Origin of the sequence: Streptomyces sp. NEAU-YJ-81 (assembly GCF_017592595.1) — a bacterium.
Lineage (GTDB): Bacteria > Actinomycetota > Actinomycetes > Streptomycetales > Streptomycetaceae > Streptomyces > Streptomyces hygroscopicus_B.
In genome coordinates this window covers 438,518-458,209 of sequence record NZ_JAGFNO010000003.1, presented here as the reverse complement: position 1 = coordinate 458,209, position 19,692 = coordinate 438,518, and the positions used below count along the sequence as shown (strand labels likewise).

18 protein-coding genes are annotated in these 19,692 nt (G+C 70.8%); 9 read left to right on the top strand and 9 right to left on the bottom strand.

Translation table 11 applies throughout. The features are described from left to right. Positions 1-27: 27 nt before the first annotated feature. The 4 genes from J5X86_RS10450 to J5X86_RS10435 all read right to left on the bottom strand — a co-directional run bounded on the left by J5X86_RS10450 (position 28) and on the right by J5X86_RS10435 (position 2,490). Positions 28-603 (bottom strand): TerD family protein, encoded by a 576-nt coding sequence (locus J5X86_RS10450; protein ID WP_078641185.1) that lies wholly within the window; start codon positions 601-603, stop codon positions 28-30. 182 nt (positions 604-785) lie between these two features. Further along, entirely contained in the window at positions 786-1,361 is a 576-nt protein-coding gene (locus J5X86_RS10445) for a TerD family protein (RefSeq protein ID WP_009718272.1), read from the bottom strand. Positions 1,362-1,461: 100 nt separating this feature from the next. Beyond that, positions 1,462-1,920: a peroxiredoxin gene (locus J5X86_RS10440; RefSeq protein WP_119987734.1), complete on the bottom strand. Its 459-nt coding sequence runs from the start codon at positions 1,918-1,920 to the stop codon at positions 1,462-1,464. Positions 1,921-2,049: 129 nt separating this feature from the next. Beyond that, positions 2,050-2,490, bottom strand: coding sequence for a DUF3052 domain-containing protein (locus J5X86_RS10435; RefSeq protein WP_014060347.1), 441 nt, complete (start codon positions 2,488-2,490; stop codon positions 2,050-2,052). A 473-nt stretch (positions 2,491-2,963) separates the two neighbouring features. Between J5X86_RS10435 and aceE the strand changes: the two genes are divergently transcribed. Next, entirely contained in the window at positions 2,964-5,693 is a 2,730-nt protein-coding gene (gene aceE, locus J5X86_RS10430; RefSeq protein ID WP_208516440.1) for a pyruvate dehydrogenase (acetyl-transferring), homodimeric type, read from the top strand. 505 nt (positions 5,694-6,198) lie between these two features. On the opposite strand, the gene J5X86_RS10425 is transcribed toward aceE, so the two are convergent. Next, positions 6,199-6,585: a peptidase inhibitor family I36 protein gene (locus J5X86_RS10425; protein WP_208516439.1), complete on the bottom strand. Its 387-nt coding sequence runs from the start codon at positions 6,583-6,585 to the stop codon at positions 6,199-6,201. A gap of 116 nt (positions 6,586-6,701) precedes the next feature. Beyond that, positions 6,702-8,303 (bottom strand): MFS transporter, encoded by a 1,602-nt coding sequence (locus J5X86_RS10420; RefSeq protein WP_208516438.1) that lies wholly within the window; start codon positions 8,301-8,303, stop codon positions 6,702-6,704. Positions 8,304-8,431: 128 nt separating this feature from the next. Here J5X86_RS10420 and J5X86_RS10415 point away from each other — a divergent pair, with 128 nt between their 5' ends. From J5X86_RS10415 to J5X86_RS10390, 6 genes are all read left to right on the top strand, one after another. After that, the gene (locus J5X86_RS10415; RefSeq protein WP_208516437.1) at positions 8,432-9,097 is read left to right on the top strand and encodes a TetR family transcriptional regulator; all 666 of its coding nucleotides are present in this window, start codon (positions 8,432-8,434) and stop codon (positions 9,095-9,097) included. A gap of 100 nt (positions 9,098-9,197) precedes the next feature. After that, positions 9,198-10,403 carry an alpha/beta hydrolase gene (locus tag J5X86_RS10410; protein ID WP_208516436.1) on the top strand — a complete coding sequence of 402 codons (1,206 nt, stop codon included), beginning with the start codon at positions 9,198-9,200 and terminating at the stop codon, positions 10,401-10,403. 85 nt (positions 10,404-10,488) lie between these two features. Then, positions 10,489-11,502 (top strand): DUF4429 domain-containing protein, encoded by a 1,014-nt coding sequence (locus J5X86_RS10405; protein WP_208516435.1) that lies wholly within the window; start codon positions 10,489-10,491, stop codon positions 11,500-11,502. Beyond that, positions 11,503-12,879 carry a sensor histidine kinase gene (locus J5X86_RS10400; RefSeq protein WP_208516434.1) on the top strand — a complete coding sequence of 459 codons (1,377 nt, stop codon included), beginning with the start codon at positions 11,503-11,505 and terminating at the stop codon, positions 12,877-12,879. After that, on the top strand, positions 12,876-13,553 hold the full coding sequence (locus J5X86_RS10395) for a response regulator transcription factor (protein ID WP_078641194.1): 678 nt from the start codon (positions 12,876-12,878) through the stop codon (positions 13,551-13,553). Before J5X86_RS10400 ends, J5X86_RS10395 begins: the two co-directional genes overlap by 4 nt. Before the next feature lie 125 nt (positions 13,554-13,678). Beyond that, positions 13,679-14,890, top strand: coding sequence for an alpha/beta hydrolase (locus tag J5X86_RS10390; RefSeq protein ID WP_208516433.1), 1,212 nt, complete (start codon positions 13,679-13,681; stop codon positions 14,888-14,890). A 302-nt stretch (positions 14,891-15,192) separates the two neighbouring features. Here the strand turns inward: J5X86_RS10390 and J5X86_RS10385 are convergent, their stop codons facing one another. Together J5X86_RS10385 and J5X86_RS10380 are read right to left on the bottom strand one after the other, a co-directional pair. Then, positions 15,193-16,236 (bottom strand): aldo/keto reductase, encoded by a 1,044-nt coding sequence (locus J5X86_RS10385; RefSeq protein WP_208516432.1) that lies wholly within the window; start codon positions 16,234-16,236, stop codon positions 15,193-15,195. Beyond that, positions 16,233-16,694 (bottom strand): MerR family transcriptional regulator, encoded by a 462-nt coding sequence (locus J5X86_RS10380; protein WP_208516431.1) that lies wholly within the window; start codon positions 16,692-16,694, stop codon positions 16,233-16,235. The genes J5X86_RS10385 and J5X86_RS10380 overlap by 4 nt, the downstream gene beginning before the upstream one ends. Positions 16,695-16,842: 148 nt before the next feature. Between J5X86_RS10380 and J5X86_RS10375 the strand changes: the two genes are divergently transcribed. Continuing rightward, positions 16,843-17,658 (top strand): serine hydrolase, encoded by an 816-nt coding sequence (locus J5X86_RS10375; RefSeq protein WP_208516430.1) that lies wholly within the window; start codon positions 16,843-16,845, stop codon positions 17,656-17,658. A gap of 20 nt (positions 17,659-17,678) precedes the next feature. Here the strand turns inward: J5X86_RS10375 and J5X86_RS10370 are convergent, their stop codons facing one another. Next, entirely contained in the window at positions 17,679-18,347 is a 669-nt protein-coding gene (locus J5X86_RS10370; protein ID WP_208516571.1) for a pirin family protein, read from the bottom strand. A gap of 109 nt (positions 18,348-18,456) precedes the next feature. Here J5X86_RS10370 and J5X86_RS10365 point away from each other — a divergent pair, with 109 nt between their 5' ends. Further along, positions 18,457-19,641 (top strand): CdaR family transcriptional regulator, encoded by a 1,185-nt coding sequence (locus J5X86_RS10365; RefSeq protein WP_208516429.1) that lies wholly within the window; start codon positions 18,457-18,459, stop codon positions 19,639-19,641. The last annotated feature ends 51 nt before the right edge of the window (positions 19,642-19,692 follow it).

Sequence of the window (19,692 nt, the reverse complement as noted above, 5' to 3'; positions counted from 1 at the left end):
GTCTCCCCCGCGCACTATTACGCGGCTTTACGAAACGTTGACTCCGAAGTCTAGAGCGATGCCGCGCAGACCCGACGCGTACCCCTGCCCCACTGCCCTGAACTTCCACTCGCCCCCATAGCGATAGACCTCGCCAAAAATCATCGCGGTCTCGCCGGAGGCGTCCTCGGAGAGGTCGTAGCGGGCCAGCTCCTGTCCGTCCGCCTGGTTCACCACCCGAATGAAGGCGTTGCTGACCTGCCCGAACGTCTGGCGCCTGGCATCGGCGTCATGGATTGAGACCGGGAAGACGATCTTGTCGACCTCGGCCGGGACCTTGACCAGATCGATCAGCAGGGACTCGTCGTCGCCCTCGCCCTCACCGGTGAGGTTGTCGCCGGTGTGCTCGACGGAGCCTTCGGGGCTCTTGAGGTTGTTGTAGAAGATGAAGTACTCATCGCCGAGCACCCGCCCCGACTGGCACAGCAGCGCGCTGGCGTCGAGGTCGAACGGCGCTCCGGTGGTGGAGCGCGCGTCCCAGCCCAGGCCGATGAGCACGTGCGTGAGATTCGGAGCGGCTTTGGAGAGGGAGACATTGCCCCCCTTGGCGAGTGTGACGCCCATGATGCTGATTCCTCCCCGGGGTGGTGCGTGGGTGATGCGCGTCCGGCGCCGCACCCCTGCCTCTGGGGCGCGGGGGTGCGGCGCCGGAATGGCCTCGCGCGGGGGCCGAATACGGCCTCGTACGGGCCCTTGAACAGCCTTGGACGACCTGTGACGGCCCTCAATGGCGCTCGACGGCTCGCTCAGACGTTGACGCCGAAGTCCTGCGCGATACCGCGCAGACCCGAGGCGTACCCCTGGCCGATGGCGCGGAACTTCCACTCCGCCCCGTTCCGGTACAGCTCGCCGAAGACCATGGCGGTCTCGGTCGAGGCGTCCTCGGAGAGGTCGTAGCGGGCCAGCTCATTGCCGTCGGCCTGGTTCACCACGCGGATGAAGGCGTTGCGCACCTGGCCGAAGCTCTGCTGCCGGGTCTCGGCGTCGTAGATCGACACCGGGAAGACGATCTTGGCGACATCGGCGGGGACGCCCGCCAGGTTCACCTTGATCTGCTCGTCGTCGCCCTCGCCCTCACCGGTGATGTTGTCACCGGTGTGCTCCACGGAGCCGTCGGGGCTCTTGAGGTTGTTGAAGAAGACGAAGTTCTGGTCGTTGCCGACCTTGCCCTCGGCGTTGGTCAGCAGGGCGCTGGCGTCGAGGTCGAAGTCCGTGCCCGTGGTGGTGCGGGCGTCCCAGCCCAGACCCACGACGACCGCGGTCAGGTTCGGGGCTTCCTTGGTCAGCGAGACATTGCCGCCCTTGCTGAGGCTGACTCCCACGAGTCCTCCCAAAAAGGTTCGTCAGGAGCACTGCGTGCCCCTTCATCAAAGGTTTCCCATCAGGATCAACGCGTCGATCCTAGTGAGCGGTTCCCAGCTGCTACAGGGTTTCGAGGGCCTTGACGTAGTCGTTCAGGTCCCGCGCGTCGGGCAGGCCGTTGACGATCGTCCAGCGCACCACGCCCTCCTTGTCGATCACGAAGGTGCCGCGCACCGCGCAGCCCTTGTCCTCGTCGAAGACGCCGTAGGCGCGGCTGGTCTCGCCGTGCGGCCAGAAGTCCGACAGCAGGGGGTACTCCAGCCCCTCCTGCTCGGCGAAGACCCGCAGGCTGAAGGGCGAGTCATTGGAGACCGCCAGCAGCTGGACCTCGTCGTTGACGAACGTCGGCAGCTCGTCGCGGAGCGCGCACAGCTCGCCGGTGCAGACGCCGGTGAAGGCGAACGGGTAGAAGAGGAGCACGACGTTCTTCTCGCCCCGGAAGTCGGAGAGCTTGACCGACTCGCCGTGCTGGTTCTTCAGCTGAAAGTCGGGGGCCTTCGCACCGACCTCTATCGCCATGGGGACATCCCTTCGCTCACGTTTGAAAGATCACGTTCGAATGATCATGTGGTGCGCGTCCACCCTACGTGCAGAGCCCCCCTCCGAAAGGGAACGGAGGGGGGCTCTGAGGTGTGGATCCGCCAAGCCTCAGCGCTTGCCGCTGCGAGCGGCCTTCGGCGTGACCAGACGGCTGCCCGTCCAGTCCTTGCCCGCGTTGAAGCTCTTGGTCTGGGACAGGCCTGCGGTGGTCGCGGCCTCATTGATGTCGCTCGGCTCGACATAGCCGTCACGGCCGGTCTTGGGCGTCAGCAGCCAGACCGGTGCGCCGTCGTCGATCATCTGGATGGCGTCCACCAGCGCGTCCGTCAGATCGCCGTCGTCCTCTCGGAACCACAGCACAACGGCATCGGCCACATCGTCGTACTCCTCGTCGACGAGCTCCTGGCCGGTGATCTCCTCGATGGACTCGCGGAGCTCCTGGTCGACATCGTCGTCGTAGCCGATCTCCTGGACCACCTGTTCGGGCTGAAAACCCAGCCTCGCGGCAGGGTTGGTCCGCTCCTCCGCGTGGTCCGCGGTCGCGCTCACGGATTGCCTCCTGTCATCTTGCATTCACTCTTCGAGTCTGTGGGGCCCCGCGCGCGTACGCGAGGGCTTTGGGCGTAGTCCACACGGGCCGGGCGGATCGCGCAAGTACCCGGCCAGCGATCCCGCCCAAACGTTGACGTGTCGCCGCAACTCCCATCATGGAGGAACGACACGCAACGGCGCGCGGCCGACCGGATTGCCCGAGGATGTCCGGCTTACGTGTGTGTCTAGCCACCTTACGCCGCCCCGGCGCCGAACGGCCGTACGCAGACGACCCCGGTCGTGGGCGTAAGGTTGCGATTCGGCCGTCGCACGCCGAACGGCCGCCGGAGCGCCCGTCTCACCTGGTGATGGTTACCACTCGGTAGAGGTGACGTATCCCGTACCCGAGGTACACGATGGACAACGGCGCTACAGCAGCAGAGCACGAATCCATGTGCGTGCACAGCACGACCGAAAAGCGAAGGAATAGCGTGGCTTCCGGATCCGATCGCAACCCGATCATCATTGGCGGCCTTCCCAGCCAGGTCCCGGACTTCGATCCCGAAGAGACCCAGGAATGGCTCGACTCGCTCGACGCAGCCGTCGATGAGCGAGGCCGGGAACGTGCCCGCTACCTGATGCTTCGCCTGATCGAGCGCGCCCGCGAGAAGCGTGTCGCCGTGCCCGAGATGCGCAGCACGGACTACGTCAACACCATCGCCACCAAGAGCGAGCCGTTCTTCCCCGGCAACGAGGAGATCGAGCGCAAGGTCCTCAACGCGACCCGCTGGAACGCGGCGGTGATGGTCTCCCGGGCGCAGCGTCCGGGGATCGGGGTCGGTGGCCACATCGCCACCTTCGCCTCGTCCGCCTCGCTGTACGACGTGGGCTTCAACCACTTCTTCCGCGGCAAGGACCACGACAGTGGCGACCAGATCTTCTTCCAGGGCCATGCCTCTCCCGGCATCTACGCCCGGGCCTTCCTGCTGGACCGCCTGACCGAGGACCATCTGGACGGGTTCCGTCAGGAGAAGTCCAAGCTCGGTCACGCGCTGTCCAGCTATCCGCACCCGCGGTCGATGCCGGACTTCTGGGAGTTCCCCACGGTCTCCATGGGCCTGGGCCCGCTCGGCGCGATCTTCCAGGCGCGGATGAACCGCTATATGGAGGCGCGCGGCGTCGCCGACACCTCCAGCTCCCACGTCTGGGCGTTCCTGGGCGACGGCGAGATGGACGAGCCGGAGTCGCTCGGTCAGCTCTCCCTGGCCGCGCGTGAGGGCCTGGACAACCTGACCTTCGTGGTCAACTGCAACCTGCAGCGGCTCGACGGCCCGGTGCGCGGCAACGGCAAGATCATTCAGGAGCTGGAGTCGCAGTTCCGCGGCGCCGGCTGGAATGTGATCAAGCTGGTGTGGGACCGCACCTGGGACCCGCTGCTGGCGCAGGACCGGGACGGGATCCTGGTCAACAAGCTGAACACCACCCCGGACGGTCAGTTCCAGACGTACGCGACCGAGACCGGTGGCTACATCCGGGACCACTTCTTCGGCGAGGACCAGCGGCTGCGCAAGATGGTCGAGGGCATGACCGACGACCAGATCCTGCACCTGGGCCGCGGCGGTCACGACCACAAGAAGATCTACGCGGCGTACGCGGCGGCCAAGGCCCACAAGGGCCAGCCGACGGTGATCCTGGCGCAGACCGTCAAGGGCTGGACGCTCGGCCCGAACTTCGAGGGCCGCAACGCGACCCACCAGATGAAGAAGCTGACGGTCGACGACCTCAAGCGCTTCCGCGACCGGCTGCACCTGCCGATCCCGGACCAGGAGCTGGAGTCCGGCCTGCCGCCGTACTACCACCCGGGCCGGGACTCGGAGGAGATCCAGTACATGCACGACCGCCGCAAGGCGCTGGGCGGCTACGCGCCGACCCGTGTCGTGCGCGCCAAACCGCTGCAGCTGCCGGGCGACAAGACCTACGCCACCCTCAAGAAGGGCACCGGCCAGCAGCAGATCGCCACCACCATGGCGTTCGTGCGGCTGCTGAAGGACCTGATGCGGGACAAGGAGATCGGCAAGCGGTTCGTGCCGATCGCGCCCGACGAGTACCGCACCTTCGGCATGGACTCGCTCTTCCCCTCGGCGAAGATCTACTCCCCGCTGGGCCAGACCTACGAGTCGGTCGACCGTGAGCTGCTGCTGGCCTACAAGGAGTCGCCGACCGGGCAGATGCTGCACGACGGCATCTCCGAGGCCGGCTGTACGGCCTCGCTGATCGCGGCGGGCTCCGCGTACGCCACGCATGGCGAGCCGCTGATCCCGGTCTACGTCTTCTACTCGATGTTCGGCTTCCAGCGCACCGGTGACCAGTTCTGGCAGATGGCCGACCAGCTGGCGCGCGGGTTCGTCCTGGGCGCGACCGCCGGTCGTACGACCCTGACCGGCGAGGGTCTGCAGCACGCGGACGGCCACTCCCAGCTGCTGGCCTCGACCAACCCGGCGGTCGTCGCGTACGACCCGGCGTACGGCTTCGAGATCGCCCATATCGTCCAGGACGGTCTGCGCCGGATGTACGGCGAGAACAGTGAGGACGTCTTCTACTACCTCACCGTCTACAACGAGCCGATCCAGCACCCGGCCGAGCCGGAGAACGTGGACCGCGAGGGCATCCTCAAGGGCCTCTACCGCTACCGGCAGGGCGAGAAGGGCGCCATCCCGGCGCAGATCCTCGCCTCCGGTGTCGCGGTGCCGTGGGCCATCGAGGCCCAGCGCATCCTGGCCGAGGACTGGAACGTCAAGGCGGACGTCTGGTCGGCCACGTCCTGGAACGAGCTGCGCCGGGACGCCGTCGAGACGGAGGAGCACAACCTGCTCCACCCGGAGGAGGAGCAGCGCGTCCCGTACGTCACCCGGAAGCTGGCGGACGCGGAGGGCCCGAAGGTGGCCGTCTCCGACTGGATGCGTGCGGTTCCCGACCAGATCGCGCGCTGGGTGCCCGGCACGTACCAGTCGCTGGGCGCGGACGGCTTCGGCTTCGCCGACACGCGTGGCGCCGCGCGGCGCTTCTTCCACATCGACGCCGAGTCGATCGTGCTCGGTGTGCTGACGGAGCTGGCCCGTGACGGCAAGATCGACCGCTCGGCCCTGAAGCAGGCGATCGACCGCTACCAGCTCCTGGACGTGGCCGCAGCGGACCCGGGCCCGGCGGGCGGCGACGCGTAGCCGTCTGCGACGGCGGGGAGCCGTGACGCGGTAGCCGTCCACGACGGCAGCGACCCCGACGCGCAACCCGTCTGCGACGGCAGTGACCCCGACGCGGGGGCGAGCTGGTTTCCCAGCCCGCCCCCGCGTTTTCGTGTGCCCCGGCGCCCCTGTCCGCATTGGGCTCCGCCCCGGGTGAACAGGGCGGTTGAGCGCGGGGGCGGCACCCCCGCACCCCACCCGGGTCAGGGGCTCCGCCCTGCACCCCCGAACCCAGAGGCTCCGCCCCGGACCTCGACCCCGGAGCCCGGCCTGGCACTCCGGCCGGCCCCCGCGGGCGGCGGAACCGCACCGGGGTGGCCGCCCGACGGACGGTGATGGGACCACCCACCGCCGTCCGAAAGGCGCGTGAGCACACGCCCGCAGGGCCCCCGGGGCCCCGGGGCGAAGCCCCCGGTTCGGGAAGGGGCGGGTAGGGGAAACATCCAGGCCTCGGGCCCGGGATCCGGTGCGGGCCCCTGCCAGGTCAGCGTTCCCAGATTTTGAAGGCCCGTACCTGGTACGGGGTTTCGGGGGCCCAGGAGCCCGTCGGGTAGGTGCGGAACTCGGCCGTCTCGGCGCACTCGCCGCTCTGATACGCCGTCACCGGACGGCCCGTCCGGTTCGCCAGCGAGGCCGCGGTCGTGCCGGACGGCAGGGGGACACAGCTTTCGATGTCGACGCCGGCCAGTTCATGGGTCTGGCGCGCCCCCGTGAAGCCGCCGCTCCGCCACAGGCAGAGTTGACCGGCGGCGCAGTTCCCCAGGCGCGGTGGCGCACCGGCGGCCCGGGCCGTCGCGGCCGGGGCGAGGGTGGCGGTGAGGGCTGCGGTGAGGGCCAGAGCCGAGACGGCAGCCGTAATGATCTTGCGCATAGCGCTTCGCTCCCCGTGTGGAAAGAACAGAACGGGAGCCAGCGTGTCCGCCGGCTCCCGTTCGCCACCATGGGGTCGATCAAGGTCCACCCTGATAGGGGGTTGACCGCGAGGGGTCAGATGTGGACGCTCCCGCCGGCCGCGTCCGCGTTCTCGCCGCGCTTGGTGAAGCTCGCGACCAGGGCCGCGACCACCGAGACGACAGCGGCCACGGTGAAGGCGAGGCCCATCCCTGACACGAAGGTGTCATGCGCGACGGCCGTGATCTTCCCCACGATCTCCGGCGGAGTGCCCTTGGCGACCGGGGCGATGCCGACCTCCACGGCGTCCGACGCCTTGGACTCCGCGCCCTCGGGCATCGGCGGCAGTCCGGCGTCGGCCCACTTCTGCGGCAGCGTGTTGTCCACCCTGCCCGCCATGACCGCGCCCAGGACGGCCGTACCGAGGCTGCCGCCGACCTGCATCGCGGCCTGCTGGAGGCCGCCGGCGACACCGGCGTGCTGGATCGGGGCGTTGCCGACGATGACCTCGGTGGCGCCGACCATCACCGGGCCGAGGCCGAGGCCCAGCAGGGCGAACCAGATGGACATCTCGAGGCCGCCGCTGTTCACGTCCAGCCGGGAGAGGCCGAACATCGAGACGGCGGTGATCACCATGGAGGTCACCAGCGGCATCCGCGGCCCGAACTTGGTGATCAGCGCACCGGCCAGCGGCGAGGCGACGATCATCATCGCGGTGAGCGGCAGCAGCCGCAGTCCGCTGTCGACGGGGCTCAGCCCGTGCACGTTCTGCAGATAGAAGGTGACGAAGAACAGCCCGCCCATGAAGCCGAAGGCCATCAGCACCATCAGCACGGTGCCCGCGCTCAGCGCCACCGAACGGAACATGCTGAGCGGCAGCAGCGGCTCCCGCGTCCGGCTCTCCCAGAAGACGAAGGCGACGAAGCAGACCACCGACAGGCCCAGGAAGAGCAGCGTGCGCTGGTCGGTCCAGTGCCAGTCGGCGGCGTTGATCAGCGCCCAGATGAGGCAGAACATCGCACCGGACAGCAGCACGATGCCGGGGAGGTCGAAGGAGCGCGGGGCCTTCTCGGCGCGGTGGTCGACCAGCAGCAGCAGGCCGAGGACCAGCGCCAGCACGCCGACGGGCGCGTTGATGAAGAAGACCGACTGCCAGTTGACGTGCTCGACGAGCAGTCCGCCGACGATGGGTCCGGCGGCGGTGGAGGCGCCGATCACCGCGCCCCAGATGCCGATCGCCATGTTGAGCTTCTCGGCGGGGAAGGTGGCGCGCAGCAGTCCGAGCGCCGCGGGCATCAGCAGCGCGCCGCACAGGCCCTGCAGCACCCGGAACACCACGACGAGCGACACCTCGCCGGAGAAGCCGATGGCGGCCGAGGAGATGGCGAAGCCGATGACGCCGATCAGGAAGGTCTGGCGGTGGCCGAAGCGGTCGCCCAGCTTGCCCGCCGTGATCAGCGCGACGGCGAGGGCCAGCAGATAGCCGTTGGTGATCCACTGAACATCGGCGAGCGAGGCGCCGAGGTCCTTCTGGATGGCCGGGTTGGCGATGGCGACGATCGTGCCGTCGAGGGCGACCATCGTCACGCCGAGGGCGACGGTGAGGAGCGTCAGCCATGGATGACCCCGAAGCCCCTTGGGGGCCTCGGTTATGGGAGGTTCCGGCGCCGAACCGGCGACGGTGGTCGAAGAGGTCATGACCGGACACTAATGTCAGCGTCTGACAATTGACAAACCGATTCATCCGCCGGTAACTGACGTTTCTGTCACAGGTATCCTGAGCAGCCGCAACGCGGCCCCCGAGCCGACAGAAAGCGAGCCGATAGGTGACAACGGACGAGGCAGTGGCGGACCCGAAGACGCCACCACCGCCCGGGCTGCGCGAGCGCAAGAAGCAGCGGACGCGGAACGCCCTGGTGCGCTCCGCGCTGGAGTTGTTCACCCGTCAGGGATACGAGCACACGACGGTCGACGAGATCGCCGAGGCGGTCGAGGTCTCCCAGCGCACCTTCTTCCGGTACTTCGCCAACAAGGAGGAGGTCGCCTTCGCCAGCCAGGAGTCGGCCGAGTGCCACTTCTTCGCCGCCCTGTGCGGGCGCCCCGCGGACGAGGCACCGCTGGCGGCGCTGCGCGGCGCGGTGCTCGACGCCTGGGGGAGCATCGGGGACGCGATCGAGCAGATGGTGCCGCCCGAGCTCCATATGCGGATGTACCGGGTGATCGAGTCGACGCCGAGCCTGCTCGCCGTGCATCTGCGCCGCACCGCCGAGATGGAGGAGCGGCTGGCGAGCGAGATCGCCCGCCGCGAGGGGCTGGACATCGACGCCGACCCGCGGCCGCGGCTGGTGGTCGCGATGTTCAGCGGAGTGATCCGGGTGTCCGGGAAGCTGTGGGGCGAGGGCGAGGAGGACAGCATGGTCACGTTGCGAGACCTCACCGCGTTCCATCTTGATTACGTGGGCCCTACCCTCGCCGGACAATGGGATAAATAGCATCAATTCCGACATAGCTCCCAAGGATTCCCGCTGTCAAACGTGAGATGAATCACGGCATTTGGCACCTGGCACCACGCTTCTCCTAGGGTGTGCCGCGGTGACTTCCTTCTCGGAGCTCGGCTCCCCCTCCCCCGGTTCCACCGCTTGGCGCGCCCTGCTCGCGCTGGCGGTGGTGTTCGTCCTCCTCGCCACCACCGGGTGGACGGCCGTACGGAGCCACAGAGGAGCCCCGGACGCGCTCTCCGCGTCGATCAGCGCCTGGCGCCACGGATCGCTCGGCGGCCGCGCGCTGCCCGATCCGTACGGCTCGCCGCGCGTCCTCGGCCGCTGGTTCGACTCGCTCACCAAGGCCCAGACGGACCGCCTGGTGCGGCGCTATCCGCTGGCCGTGGGCAATCTCAACGGCGCGCCGGTGGACCTGCGGTTCCGGGCCAACCGCGTCGCCCTGACCCAGGCGCGCGCCGATGAGCGCAAGCGGATGCACGACGCCCGGCTCACCCCGATGGGCCGCTCGGACGCGACCCGCCGGATGAACCGCTACCAGGACCTGCTGGGCGCGGGGCGGCAGATCCTCTCCTTCGATCCGTCGGGCGCCGGACGGGCCGCCGAGGTCTTCGGCGACCTCGCCCACGCCAACCGGGTCTCGATCGTGGTGCCGGGTGTGGACACCGACATCCTGACGTTCCAGAAGTCCGGGCGCCCGTACACCGCCACGGTCGGGATGGCCCACGCGCTCTACGAGAACGAGCGGGCCGACGCCCCGGACACCAAGACTGCCGTCATCGCCTGGGCCGACTACACCTCCCCCGCCGGGATCGGCATGGACGCGGCCACCGGCAAGCTGGCCGCCCAGGGCGCGGTGCGGCTGCGCGCGCTGGTCGACGCGCTGCCCGCGCTCTCCCGGGTCTCGCTGATGTGCCACAGCTACGGCTCGGTGGTGTGCGGGGTCGCCGCCCGCGATCTGCCGCCCAAGGTCACCGATATCGCGGTGGCCGGCAGCCCCGGGATGCGCGCCGACCACGTCTCCGACCTGGGGACCAGCGCCCGGGTGTGGGCGATGCGGGACTCCGGCGACTGGATCGGGGACATTCCGCATCTGGAGGTCGGCGGGCTCGGCCATGGCGCGGACCCGGTCTCCTCGGGCTTCGGCGCCCGGCTGCTGTCCGCGGACGGGGCGGATGGACACGCCGGATACTTCGAACCGGGCACGACCAGCCTGGACAACTTCGCGCGGGTGGGAATCGGTGCTGTCCAGTCCGTGAGCTGCGGCGACGGCGACGACTGCACCGCGGGGCTACGCTGACGCCCGGCGCATACACCGGAAACTCTAGTGACGCGCGTAGCTTCAAAGGGGGACGGGCGGGCCGCCGCCGCATACGATGAGCCGCATGGGTGATGTGCTGGCCGGTTTTCAGACCGTCTGGGAGTTCGACACCGACTCCATGCTCATCCGCTTCGAACGGGGGATTCGCACGCCGAAGCTGCTCCAGGCGCTCGGCGAACGCCGCATCCCCTTCGAGGCGCTGTCCGGAGTGGAGCTCGCTGTCGGCAAACGGGGAACGGTGGTGCTGCGCGCCGTGCCCAGACCAGGCGCCGACCCCCTGATGGACGCCGCGGGCGGCCAGCTCAAGGAGGCGTACGACCCGTACCGCCTGGTGCTGCCCGCCGAGCGGGAGACGCTCGCGGACTACTACGCCGAGCGGATACGCGAGTCCCTGTGCCCGGACGCGGACGTCCCCGCCGAGGCGCATCTGGTGACCGCGCCCCCGGCGCCGCTGTCCTTCAAGGCGTACGACGGCAAGGCGTCCTTCGACGGCAAGGCGATCTCCTTCCGCTGGTTCTGGACCGGCGCCTCCTCGGAGAAGTGGAAGGTCGGGGACCAGCGCTTCCGGATCGACGAGCTGACCGGTGTGGAGTGGCGGTCCCCGGAGAGCCGGGGCTCGGCGGGCACCGCCCCCAAGGAGGGCTCTGCCAAGGGCGCCTCCGCCAAGGGCGCTTCGGCCAAAGGCGCCTCCGCCAAGGACGGCACGGCCAGGAACGGCACCGGCAAGGCCGCCCCCAAGGGCGGTGGCCACGGCTATCTGCGGCTGCTGCGGCGCTCCGCCGAGGACGAGCCCCTCGGCCGCCCCGACCAGGACCCGGCGGCCGTCGTGTTCGGGATGGGCTACGGCCTCGTCCACCAGTCGCTGCCGTTCGCCGCGGCCGTCCTGGAGGCGATACGGGCCTCCTCCCCGGTGCCGTGCACCGAGGGCGCCCCGTCCTCGAACCGGGCCGGGGCCCCGCGCCGCGACCCCGCCGACATCGCCGAGCGCATCCGTCATCTGGGCGAGCTGCACACAGCCGGGCTGCTGACCGACGACGAGTTCAGCGCGAAGAAGGCCGAGCTGCTGGCGGAGCTGTAAGTGTCCGGTCCCTCCTCCGCACCGGCCGACGGGGCCGCCGGTCCGGCGTCCACCGCCGCCTCCTCCACCGCGCACGAGAGCCTGCCCAAGGCCGCCCGGCGCCAGGCGGGCGCCCTCGCCCGGGCCCTGGTCACCCCCAGCTATCCGGCGACACCGCTGTTCGCCCAGTCGCCCCGGCGCTGGCTGCGCCGGGTGCCGTACGGCGTGGCGATGATCCTCACCACGATCCTGGTCCCCACCTCCGCCCAAGTCCTGTCAGGCGACTACGGGGTGGGCGGCGGCGTGGCCACGCTGATCGGCATCGTCCAGACCACCCCGCTGCTGCTGTCCGTCACCCGTCCCCTGCAGGCGTGGTGGATCGTCTTCCTCTCCGACATCGTCTGCGCCCTGGTGGTGCTCGGCACCGCCGAGCACCTGGAGAACCGGGTGTGGCCCTGGCTGCCGGGCCCCATCATCGGCTATCTCTTCCTGCTGCTCGCCCTGGCGCTGCGCGAACCGCGCCGCACCCTGGTGGCGGTGTGGCTGGTCACCGGCACCGCCGGACTGTCACTCGGTATGGCCTTCCCGGACAAGAGCAACGGCAGCAATGTGGTGCTGTTCGTGCTCAGCGGAGTGGTGCTGCTGGTCGCCGGGGCGCTGCGGGAGCGCGGCGACGCCCAGCGGCGGCTGGCCGAGCAGGAGACGATCAGCGAGGCCGAACGGGCCCATCGCACCCTGCTGGAGGAGCGCACCCGGATCGCCCGCGAGCTGCACGACGTGGTCGCCCACCACATGTCCGTGATCACCGTGCAGGCCGACAGCGCCCCGTACCGGATCGGCGGGCTGCCGTCCGAGGCGGAGCGGGAGTTCTCCACCATCGCCGCCACCGCCCGGGAATCCCTCGCCGAAATGCGGCGGCTGCTGGGCGTGTTGCGCAGCGAGGAGACCCGCGGTGAACGGGCGCCGCAGCCGGGGCTGCGGCAGGTGCCGCAACTGGTCGAGGCGACGGTACGGGCCGGCATACCGACCACGCTGACCATCGCGGACGAGGTGGCCGAGCTCGAACCGCTGCCGCAGGCCGTGGGGCTGTCCGCGTACCGCATCGTGCAGGAGGCGCTGGCCAATGTGGTGCGGCACGCGCCGGGCGCCGCCACCCGGGTGGCCATCTCGGCGGCCGACGACCGCTCGGCGCTGACCCTGCTGGTGGTCAACGGCCCGCCCGACAGCGCGCCCACCAAGCCCCTGGAGACCAGCGGCACCGGCCATGGCCTCGTCGGCATGGTCGAGCGCGTACGGCTCGTCGGCGGCATGCTCGACACCGGTCCACTCCCCGACGGCGGCTTCCGCGTCGCGGCCCGGCTCCCCCTGGTAGACCTCGAAGAGACGGACCCTTCATGACCATCAAGGTGATCATCGTCGACGACCAGGCGATGGTGCGGGCCGGGTTCGCCGCCCTGCTCGCCGCGCAGAGCGATATCGACGTCGTCGGCGAGGCACCCGACGGGCGGGAGGGCGTGGAGGTCAGCCGTCGCGCCCACCCCGATGTGGTGCTGATGGACGTCCGGATGCCCGAGATGGACGGGCTCGAGGCGGCCCGGCAACTGCTGGACCCGCCGCGCGGGGTCATCCACCGGCCCAAGGTCCTGATGCTCACCACCTTCGATGTGGACGACTACGTCTACGAGGCGCTGCGCGCCGGGGCCAGCGGCTTTCTGCTCAAGGACGCCCCGCCGGCCGATCTGATCTCCGCGGTGCGGGTGGTCGCGGCGGGCGAGGCGCTGCTCGCCCCGTCCGTCACCCGCCGGCTGATCGCCGACTTCGCCCGCCAGCGCCCCGCCCCGCGCCGCGACGGCCCGTCCGCGCGGCGCAGCGGGCTGACGCCGCGTGAGACCGAGGTGCTGGAGCTGATCGCGCGGGGCCTGTCCAACCAGGAGATCGCCGAGTCGCTGGTGCTCGCGGAGCAGACGGTGAAGACGCATATCGGCCGGGTGCTGGCCAAGCTGGGGCTCCGCGACCGCGCCCAGGCGGTGATCTTCGCTTACGAATCGGGCCTGGTGACGCCGGGCCAGTGACCCGGGCCGGCCCGCGACCCCCTACTGGGGTATGACATCCCACTTGGCACCGGGGGGTGACGTACCGCCACCCGACGGCTCTCTACCTTTCCCTCCGTCACCGACGGAAGAGGGAAGCCCCGGCCATGTCCCAGACGGTACGCACCAGGCACTACGCGCGACGCCTGATCACCGCGGCGCTCACCGTCACCGTCATGGCGGGGACGGCCGGCTGGACCGTGGCCCACGAGGAGCAGGCCATCACCGGCCCGCCGCCCGGCACCGCCGCATGGCTGTCGGACCATTCGCTGGGCGGGGCCGGGCGCGAACTGCCCGATCCGGCCACCACCTCGCCCGCCGAGATCGCCCGGTTCTTCGACCGGCTCACCGACGTCCAGCGAAAGGCGCTGGTCATCCGGCATCCCGAGGTGGTGGGCAATCTGGACGGCGCGCCGCTGAGCCTGCGGTACGAGGCCAACTCCCGGGCGATCCGGGCCGCCTGGCACAAGGAGCGGACGGCCGACCCCGGGAGCCCGCTCGTCGAGCGGTACGCGGCGCTGCTCGCGCCCGGCCGCCAGATCCTCGCCTTCGATCCGCGCGGGCGCGGCCAAGTGGCCGAGGTGTACGGGGACTTGGCGACGGCGCGGCGCACGGCCGTGATCGTGCCGGGCTCGGACATCGACCTGAACGCCTTCGACCGCACGGGCGACCCGTACGGCGCCCCGGCCGGGATGGCGCGGTCGCTGCGGGCGCAGATGGCGAAGGACGCGCCCGCCACCCCGACCGCCGTCATCGCCTGGGTCGGCTACACGACCCCGGTCGGGCTGGGCCCGGACGCCGCCACCAGCCGGCTGGCCAAGGCGGGCGCGCCCCGCCTGGACCGGTTCCTCGCGGGGCTCGCCGTGACCACCGCGGCCACCGCCGACGCCCCGCCCGCCGTCTTCTGCCACAGCTACGGCTCGGTGGTCTGCGGGCTGGCCGCCTCCGCGATGGACCGCGCCCGCGTCTCCGACCTGGTGGTGCTGGGCAGCCCGGGGATGCGCGCGGACAGCGCCGGGGCCTTGCGCACCGGGGCCCGGGTCTGGGCGGCGCGGGACCGCACCGACTGGATCCGGCGGGTGACCGGCTATGACTTCCTGGGCCTGGGCCACGGCGACGACCCGACCGATCCGTCCTTCGGCGCCCGGGTGGTCTCCTCCGAAAGCGCCCAGGGCCACACCGGCTACTTCGCGCCGGGGACCGACTCGCTGCGCAACTTCTCGCGGATCGCGCTCGGGGACTTCCACGAGGTGCGATGCGCCGAGGAGGACGGCGGCAGTCCGGGCACGGGGCCGGACTGCCGCCAAGGTCTCATCTGACCGCCGTCCCGCCCGGCACCGGGCGGTGCCGGGTGCCGTCGGCCACCCGTCGCGCCCTGGCGCCCGCCGTTACGGCCCGACGCCCGCCATCGCCTCCCGGCGGCCGCCCCGCCGCGCCCCGGCCGCCTACCTGAAGCGTCTGACCGGTCGCGCCCGGCACCCGGCACCCGGCACCCGGCAGCACCATGCGCGGTACGCCGCACCCGGCCCGCCGCCCCTTCGCTCTGCACAAGCCCAGGGGCTGCCCGGGGCCGGCAGCACCGCGCACCGGCTGCCGCCCCGCCGCGGCCCGACGCCGCCCGCTACTCCCGGCCCGCGCTCGTCGCGCTCATATCGGCGTAGCGGGCGCCCGCCACCTGTCCCGCGATCGGCTCCAGCGCGGCCAGCTCGTCCGCGCTCAGCTCGATCCGGGTCGCGCCGGTGTTCTGCTCGATCCGGGCGCGGGTGCGGGTGCCGGGGATCGGCACCACGGCGAGCCCGTAGACCTGGGCCTGCTGCTGCACCCAGGCCAGCGCGATCTGGGCGAGCGTGGCGCCGCGCGCCTCGGCGATCTTCCGGATCGGCTCCAGCAGCGCGGCGTTGGTGGCCGCGTTGTCGCCGGTGAAGCGGGGCTGCAGGCGGCGGAAGTCGCCCTCGCTCAGCTCCTGCTCGGCCTGGACGAAGGAGCCGGTGAGGAAGCCTCGGCCGAGCGGAGAGTACGGGACGAGGGCGACACCCAGCTCGGCGGCGGTGGCCGCGACGCTGTTCGCTCCGCCGCCCTCCACATCGCGGCTGAACAGCGACCACTCCGACTGCACCGCCGCGATCGGATGCACCGCGTGCGCCGCGCGCAGCTCCTTGGCCGTGACCTCGCTCAGCCCGAGGTGCTTGACCTTCCCCTCGGCCACCAGCTCGGCCATGGCGCCGACGCTCTCCTCCAGCGGCACCTCGGGGTTGCGCCGGTGCATGTAGTACAGATCGACATGGTCGACCGCCAGCCGGCGCAGACTGCCCTCGATGGCCTGGCGGATGTACGGGCGGTCGTTGCGGATTTGCTGGTTGCCGAACGGATCGCTCTCGTCGCGCTCGATGGCGAACTTGGTGGCCAGGGTGATCCGGTCGCGGTGGGCCCGGACGAAGGGGGAGATGAACTCCTCGTTCCGCCCGAAGCCGTAGACATCGGCGGTGTCGAAGAGCGTGACGCCCAGCTCCAGGGCCCGCTCCAGCGTGGCCCGCGCCTCCGCCTCGTCGTGGGTCGGTCCGTAGCCCCAGCTCATGCCCATGCAGCCCAGGCCCTGGACGCCGACCTCCGGTCCGCCGGCCCCCAGGCCGACGGTCGCGATGGTCTCGTTGGTGCTGTTGCTCATACCGGGTCAAACCTCTCCGACACCCTCCGGGCGTCAGCGTAGACATCGATCTTGAAGTCGAGGACTTCGAGCGTGCTCTGCAGCTCGGCGATCCGCTCCCGCACATTCGCGCGGTGCGTGGTCAGCAGCTCCTCACGCTCGGCGAAGGTGTGCTCGCCCTCGCGCACCAGCTCGGCGTAGCGGACCATGTCCGCGACCGGCATCCCGGTCAGCCGCAGCTTGCCGACGAGATCGAGCCAGTCCAGGTCGCGGTTGGTGAAGCGGCGCTGGCCGGTGTGCGTACGGTCCACATGCGGCATCAGCCCGATCCGCTCGTACCAGCGCAGGGTGTGCGCCGTCAGCCCGGTATGGGCGACCACCTCACTGATCGTGTAGCCGTCCTGCCCGCTGGGCCGGGGGTGCCCGCCCCTCCCCGCGCAGGCGCGGACCTTCACCGGGGCGCTCTCCATCAGGGTCATGCCGATTCACCTCTCGCAGGTCGCCGATCCGCACACCTCATCGACGTCTTCAACGCTATTGACTTGGAGTGCACTCCAAGCAAGCGAAGATTTGGCGGAACCTTGGGTGCCGTGAGTCCGCGCGGTGCCCGCCACTAGGCTCAGGGGCATGGAGAGCCTGCGGATGATCGAGAACTGGCCGGTCCCGACGGCGGCGGCGGCCGTCGTACGCGCGGACGGCACCCTGGCCGGATCGTACGGCCCGACCGGCCATCGCTTCCCCCTCGCCTCGGTCACCAAGCCGCTCGCCGCCTACGCCGCGCTGCTCGCCGTCGAGGAGGGCGCGGTGGAGCTGGACGAACCGGCCGGGCCCGAGGGCTCCACGGTGCGCCATCTGCTGGCGCACACCTCCGGGCTCGCCTTCGACGAGCACCGCTCGGTCGCCGCGCCCGGCAACCGCCGGCTCTACTCCAACGCCGGGTTCGAAGTGCTGGGCGATCACATCGCCAAGGCCACGGACATCCCGTTCCCGGAGTATCTGCGCCAGGCGGTGCTGGAGCCGCTCGGCATGACCGCCACCGAGCTGACCGGCTCGCCCGCCAAGGACGGCGTCTCGACCGTGGACGACCTGGTCCGCTTCGCGGCGGAGCTGCAGGCCCCGCGGCTGCTGGCGGCCGAGACGCTGGCCGAGGCCACCTCCGTGGTCCACCCGGGTCTCACGGGTGTGCTGCCCGGCTACGGCCATCAGCGGCCCAACGACTGGGGGCTCGGCTTCGAGATACGCGACGGCAAGTCGCCGCACTGGACCGGCGCCTCCTCCTCGCCCCGCACCTTTGGACATTTCGGCCAGTCCGGGACGTTCCTGTGGGTCGACCCGGACGCCCGCGCCGCCTGCGTCACCCTGACCGACCGGGCCTTCGGCCCCTGGGCGGTCGAGGTCTGGCCTCCGCTCACCGACGCGATCCTGGCCGAGCTGAGCGCATAGACCTCTCAGCCATAAGCCCCTCAGCCGTAGACCGGCTCCGCGTGCATCTCCCAGATCAGCAGCTCGGCGGGGCCCTCGGCGCGCGCCTCCAGACCCTCCGCACCCGAGATCCGGGCCGCGTCGCCGGGCCCGAGGGTCTCCCCCTCGATCCGCGCCGCGCCGCGCACCGCATGCACGTACACCCACGGCGCGTCCGGCAGCGCGGTGCGCTCGCCGTCCGCCAGCCGACGCACATGCAGCACCACCTCGGTGCGCTCCAGTGCGTACGGGGTGCCGTCGGCGATGCCGCGCACCACCTCGTACCCGGGGTCCGTCGCGGCGCCTGCGCCCGGCACCAGCCACATCTGGACGAAGGTGAGGGGTTCCGCGCCCGCGTTGCGCTCGGTGTGACGCACTCCGCTTCCGGCGCTGAGCCGCTGCACATCGCCGGGGCGCACCACGGTCCGCGCGCCGGTGGAGTCCTCGTGCGTGAGCTCGCCCTCGACGACCCAGGTGACGATCTCCAGATCGCGGTGCGGATGCTCGGCGAAGCCCGCACCAGGGGCGAGCCGCTCCTCGTTGCAGGCGACGAGGGACCCGAACCGCACGTTGCCGGGGTCGTAGTACCCAGAGAAGGAAAAGGCGTGGCGCGTCTCGATGCCCGCGCCCTCCCCACCCGGATACCGTGCACCGGACCGCTGTATCCACATCACCCGGTCCACGGTAGTGCGCCCCGACCCGTCCGCCCCGGCCCCGCCCCTACCCCCGCGTAGCCTCCCGCCCCCAGCGCTCACCACCCGATAAGGCAGTCTTGTCCTCGTGCCTGAACCAGCCTCGAACACCCCGCATCCGCACAGTGCCACCCTGCGCCGCCTGGAGAAGTCCTCCGGGAAGCTCGCCGCCAACGCCATCGCGCGCATGGACGAGCAGCTGTCGTGGTACCGCGCGATGCCGCCCGAGAACCGCTCCTGGATCGGGCTGGTGGCACAGGCGGGCATCGCGGCCTTCACCGAATGGTTTCGCCACCCCGAGGCGCCCCAGGCGATCAGCACCGATGTGTTCGGCACCGCCCCGCGCGAGCTGACCCGGGCGATCACGCTGCGGCAGACCGTGGAGATGGTCCGCACGACCATCGAGGTCATGGAGTCGGCGATCGACGACGTGGCGGCCCCGGGCGATGAGTCGGTGCTGCGCGAGGCGCTGCTGGTGTACGCGCGGGAAATCGCCTTCGCCACCGCCCAGGTGTACGCGCAGGCCGCCGAGGCGCGCGGCGCCTGGGACGCCCGGCTGGAGTCGCTGGTGGTCAACGCGGTGCTGTCCGGGGAGGCGGACGAGGGGGCGCTGTCCCGCGCCGCGGCGCTCGGCTGGAACTCCCCCGAGCATGTGTGCGTGGTGCTGGGCACCGCCCCCGACGGGGACAGCGAGCTGACGGTCGAGGCGATCCGCCGGGCCGCCCGCCACGCCAAGCTGCAGGTCCTCACCGGGGTGCTGGGCGACCGGCTGGTGGTGGTCGCGGGCGGCTCGGACAATCCGCTGCAGGCGGCGAAGGCGCTGATCGGGCCGTACGCCCCCGGCCCGGTGGTGGCCGGTCCGGTGGTCTCCGACCTGCTGGCCGCGACCCGCTCGGCGGGGGCGGCGGCGGCCGGGCTGAAGGCGTGCACCGCCTGGCCGGACGCGCCCCGTCCGGTGCTCGCGGACGATCTGCTGCCCGAGCGCGCGATGGCCGGGGACCCTGCTGCCCGTGAGCAGTTGGTGGAGGAGATCTACAGACCGCTGGAGGAAGCCGGTTCGGCACTGCTCGAGACACTGAGTGTGTACCTCGAACAGGCGAGCAGTCTGGAGGGGGCGGCCCGGATGCTCTTCGTTCACCCGAACACCGTCCGCTACCGGCTACGACGTGTGACGGACGTCACCGGATGGTCACCTTCCGACGTCAGGTCAGCGTTTACTCTGCGCATAGCCCTGATCCTGGGCCGTCTCGCCGACGCGAACATATTGCCCTGACCGTTTGTTGGACCTCCACAATTCCCCTGACGGTTCTTCGTCCTTGTCCTC

Bases quoted from the DNA above. Each gene is read 5' to 3' on its own strand.
- J5X86_RS10450 (WP_078641185.1), bottom strand. From the start codon at position 603: ATGGGCGTCACACTCGCCAAGGGGGGCAATGTCTCCCTCTCCAAAGCC.
- J5X86_RS10440 (WP_119987734.1), bottom strand. From the start codon at position 1,920: ATGGCGATAGAGGTCGGTGCGAAGGCCCCCGACTTTCAGCTGAAGAAC.
- J5X86_RS10425 (WP_208516439.1), bottom strand. From the start codon at position 6,585: ATGCGCAAGATCATTACGGCTGCCGTCTCGGCTCTGGCCCTCACCGCA.
- J5X86_RS10420 (WP_208516438.1), bottom strand. From the start codon at position 8,303: ATGACCTCTTCGACCACCGTCGCCGGTTCGGCGCCGGAACCTCCCATA.
- J5X86_RS10405 (WP_208516435.1), top strand. From the start codon at position 10,489: ATGGGTGATGTGCTGGCCGGTTTTCAGACCGTCTGGGAGTTCGACACC.
- J5X86_RS10395 (WP_078641194.1), top strand. From the start codon at position 12,876: ATGACCATCAAGGTGATCATCGTCGACGACCAGGCGATGGTGCGGGCC.
- J5X86_RS10390 (WP_208516433.1), top strand. From the start codon at position 13,679: ATGTCCCAGACGGTACGCACCAGGCACTACGCGCGACGCCTGATCACC.
- J5X86_RS10385 (WP_208516432.1), bottom strand. From the start codon at position 16,236: ATGAGCAACAGCACCAACGAGACCATCGCGACCGTCGGCCTGGGGGCC.
- J5X86_RS10380 (WP_208516431.1), bottom strand. From the start codon at position 16,694: ATGACCCTGATGGAGAGCGCCCCGGTGAAGGTCCGCGCCTGCGCGGGG.
- J5X86_RS10375 (WP_208516430.1), top strand. From the start codon at position 16,843: ATGGAGAGCCTGCGGATGATCGAGAACTGGCCGGTCCCGACGGCGGCG.
- J5X86_RS10370 (WP_208516571.1), bottom strand. From the start codon at position 18,347: ATGTGGATACAGCGGTCCGGTGCACGGTATCCGGGTGGGGAGGGCGCG.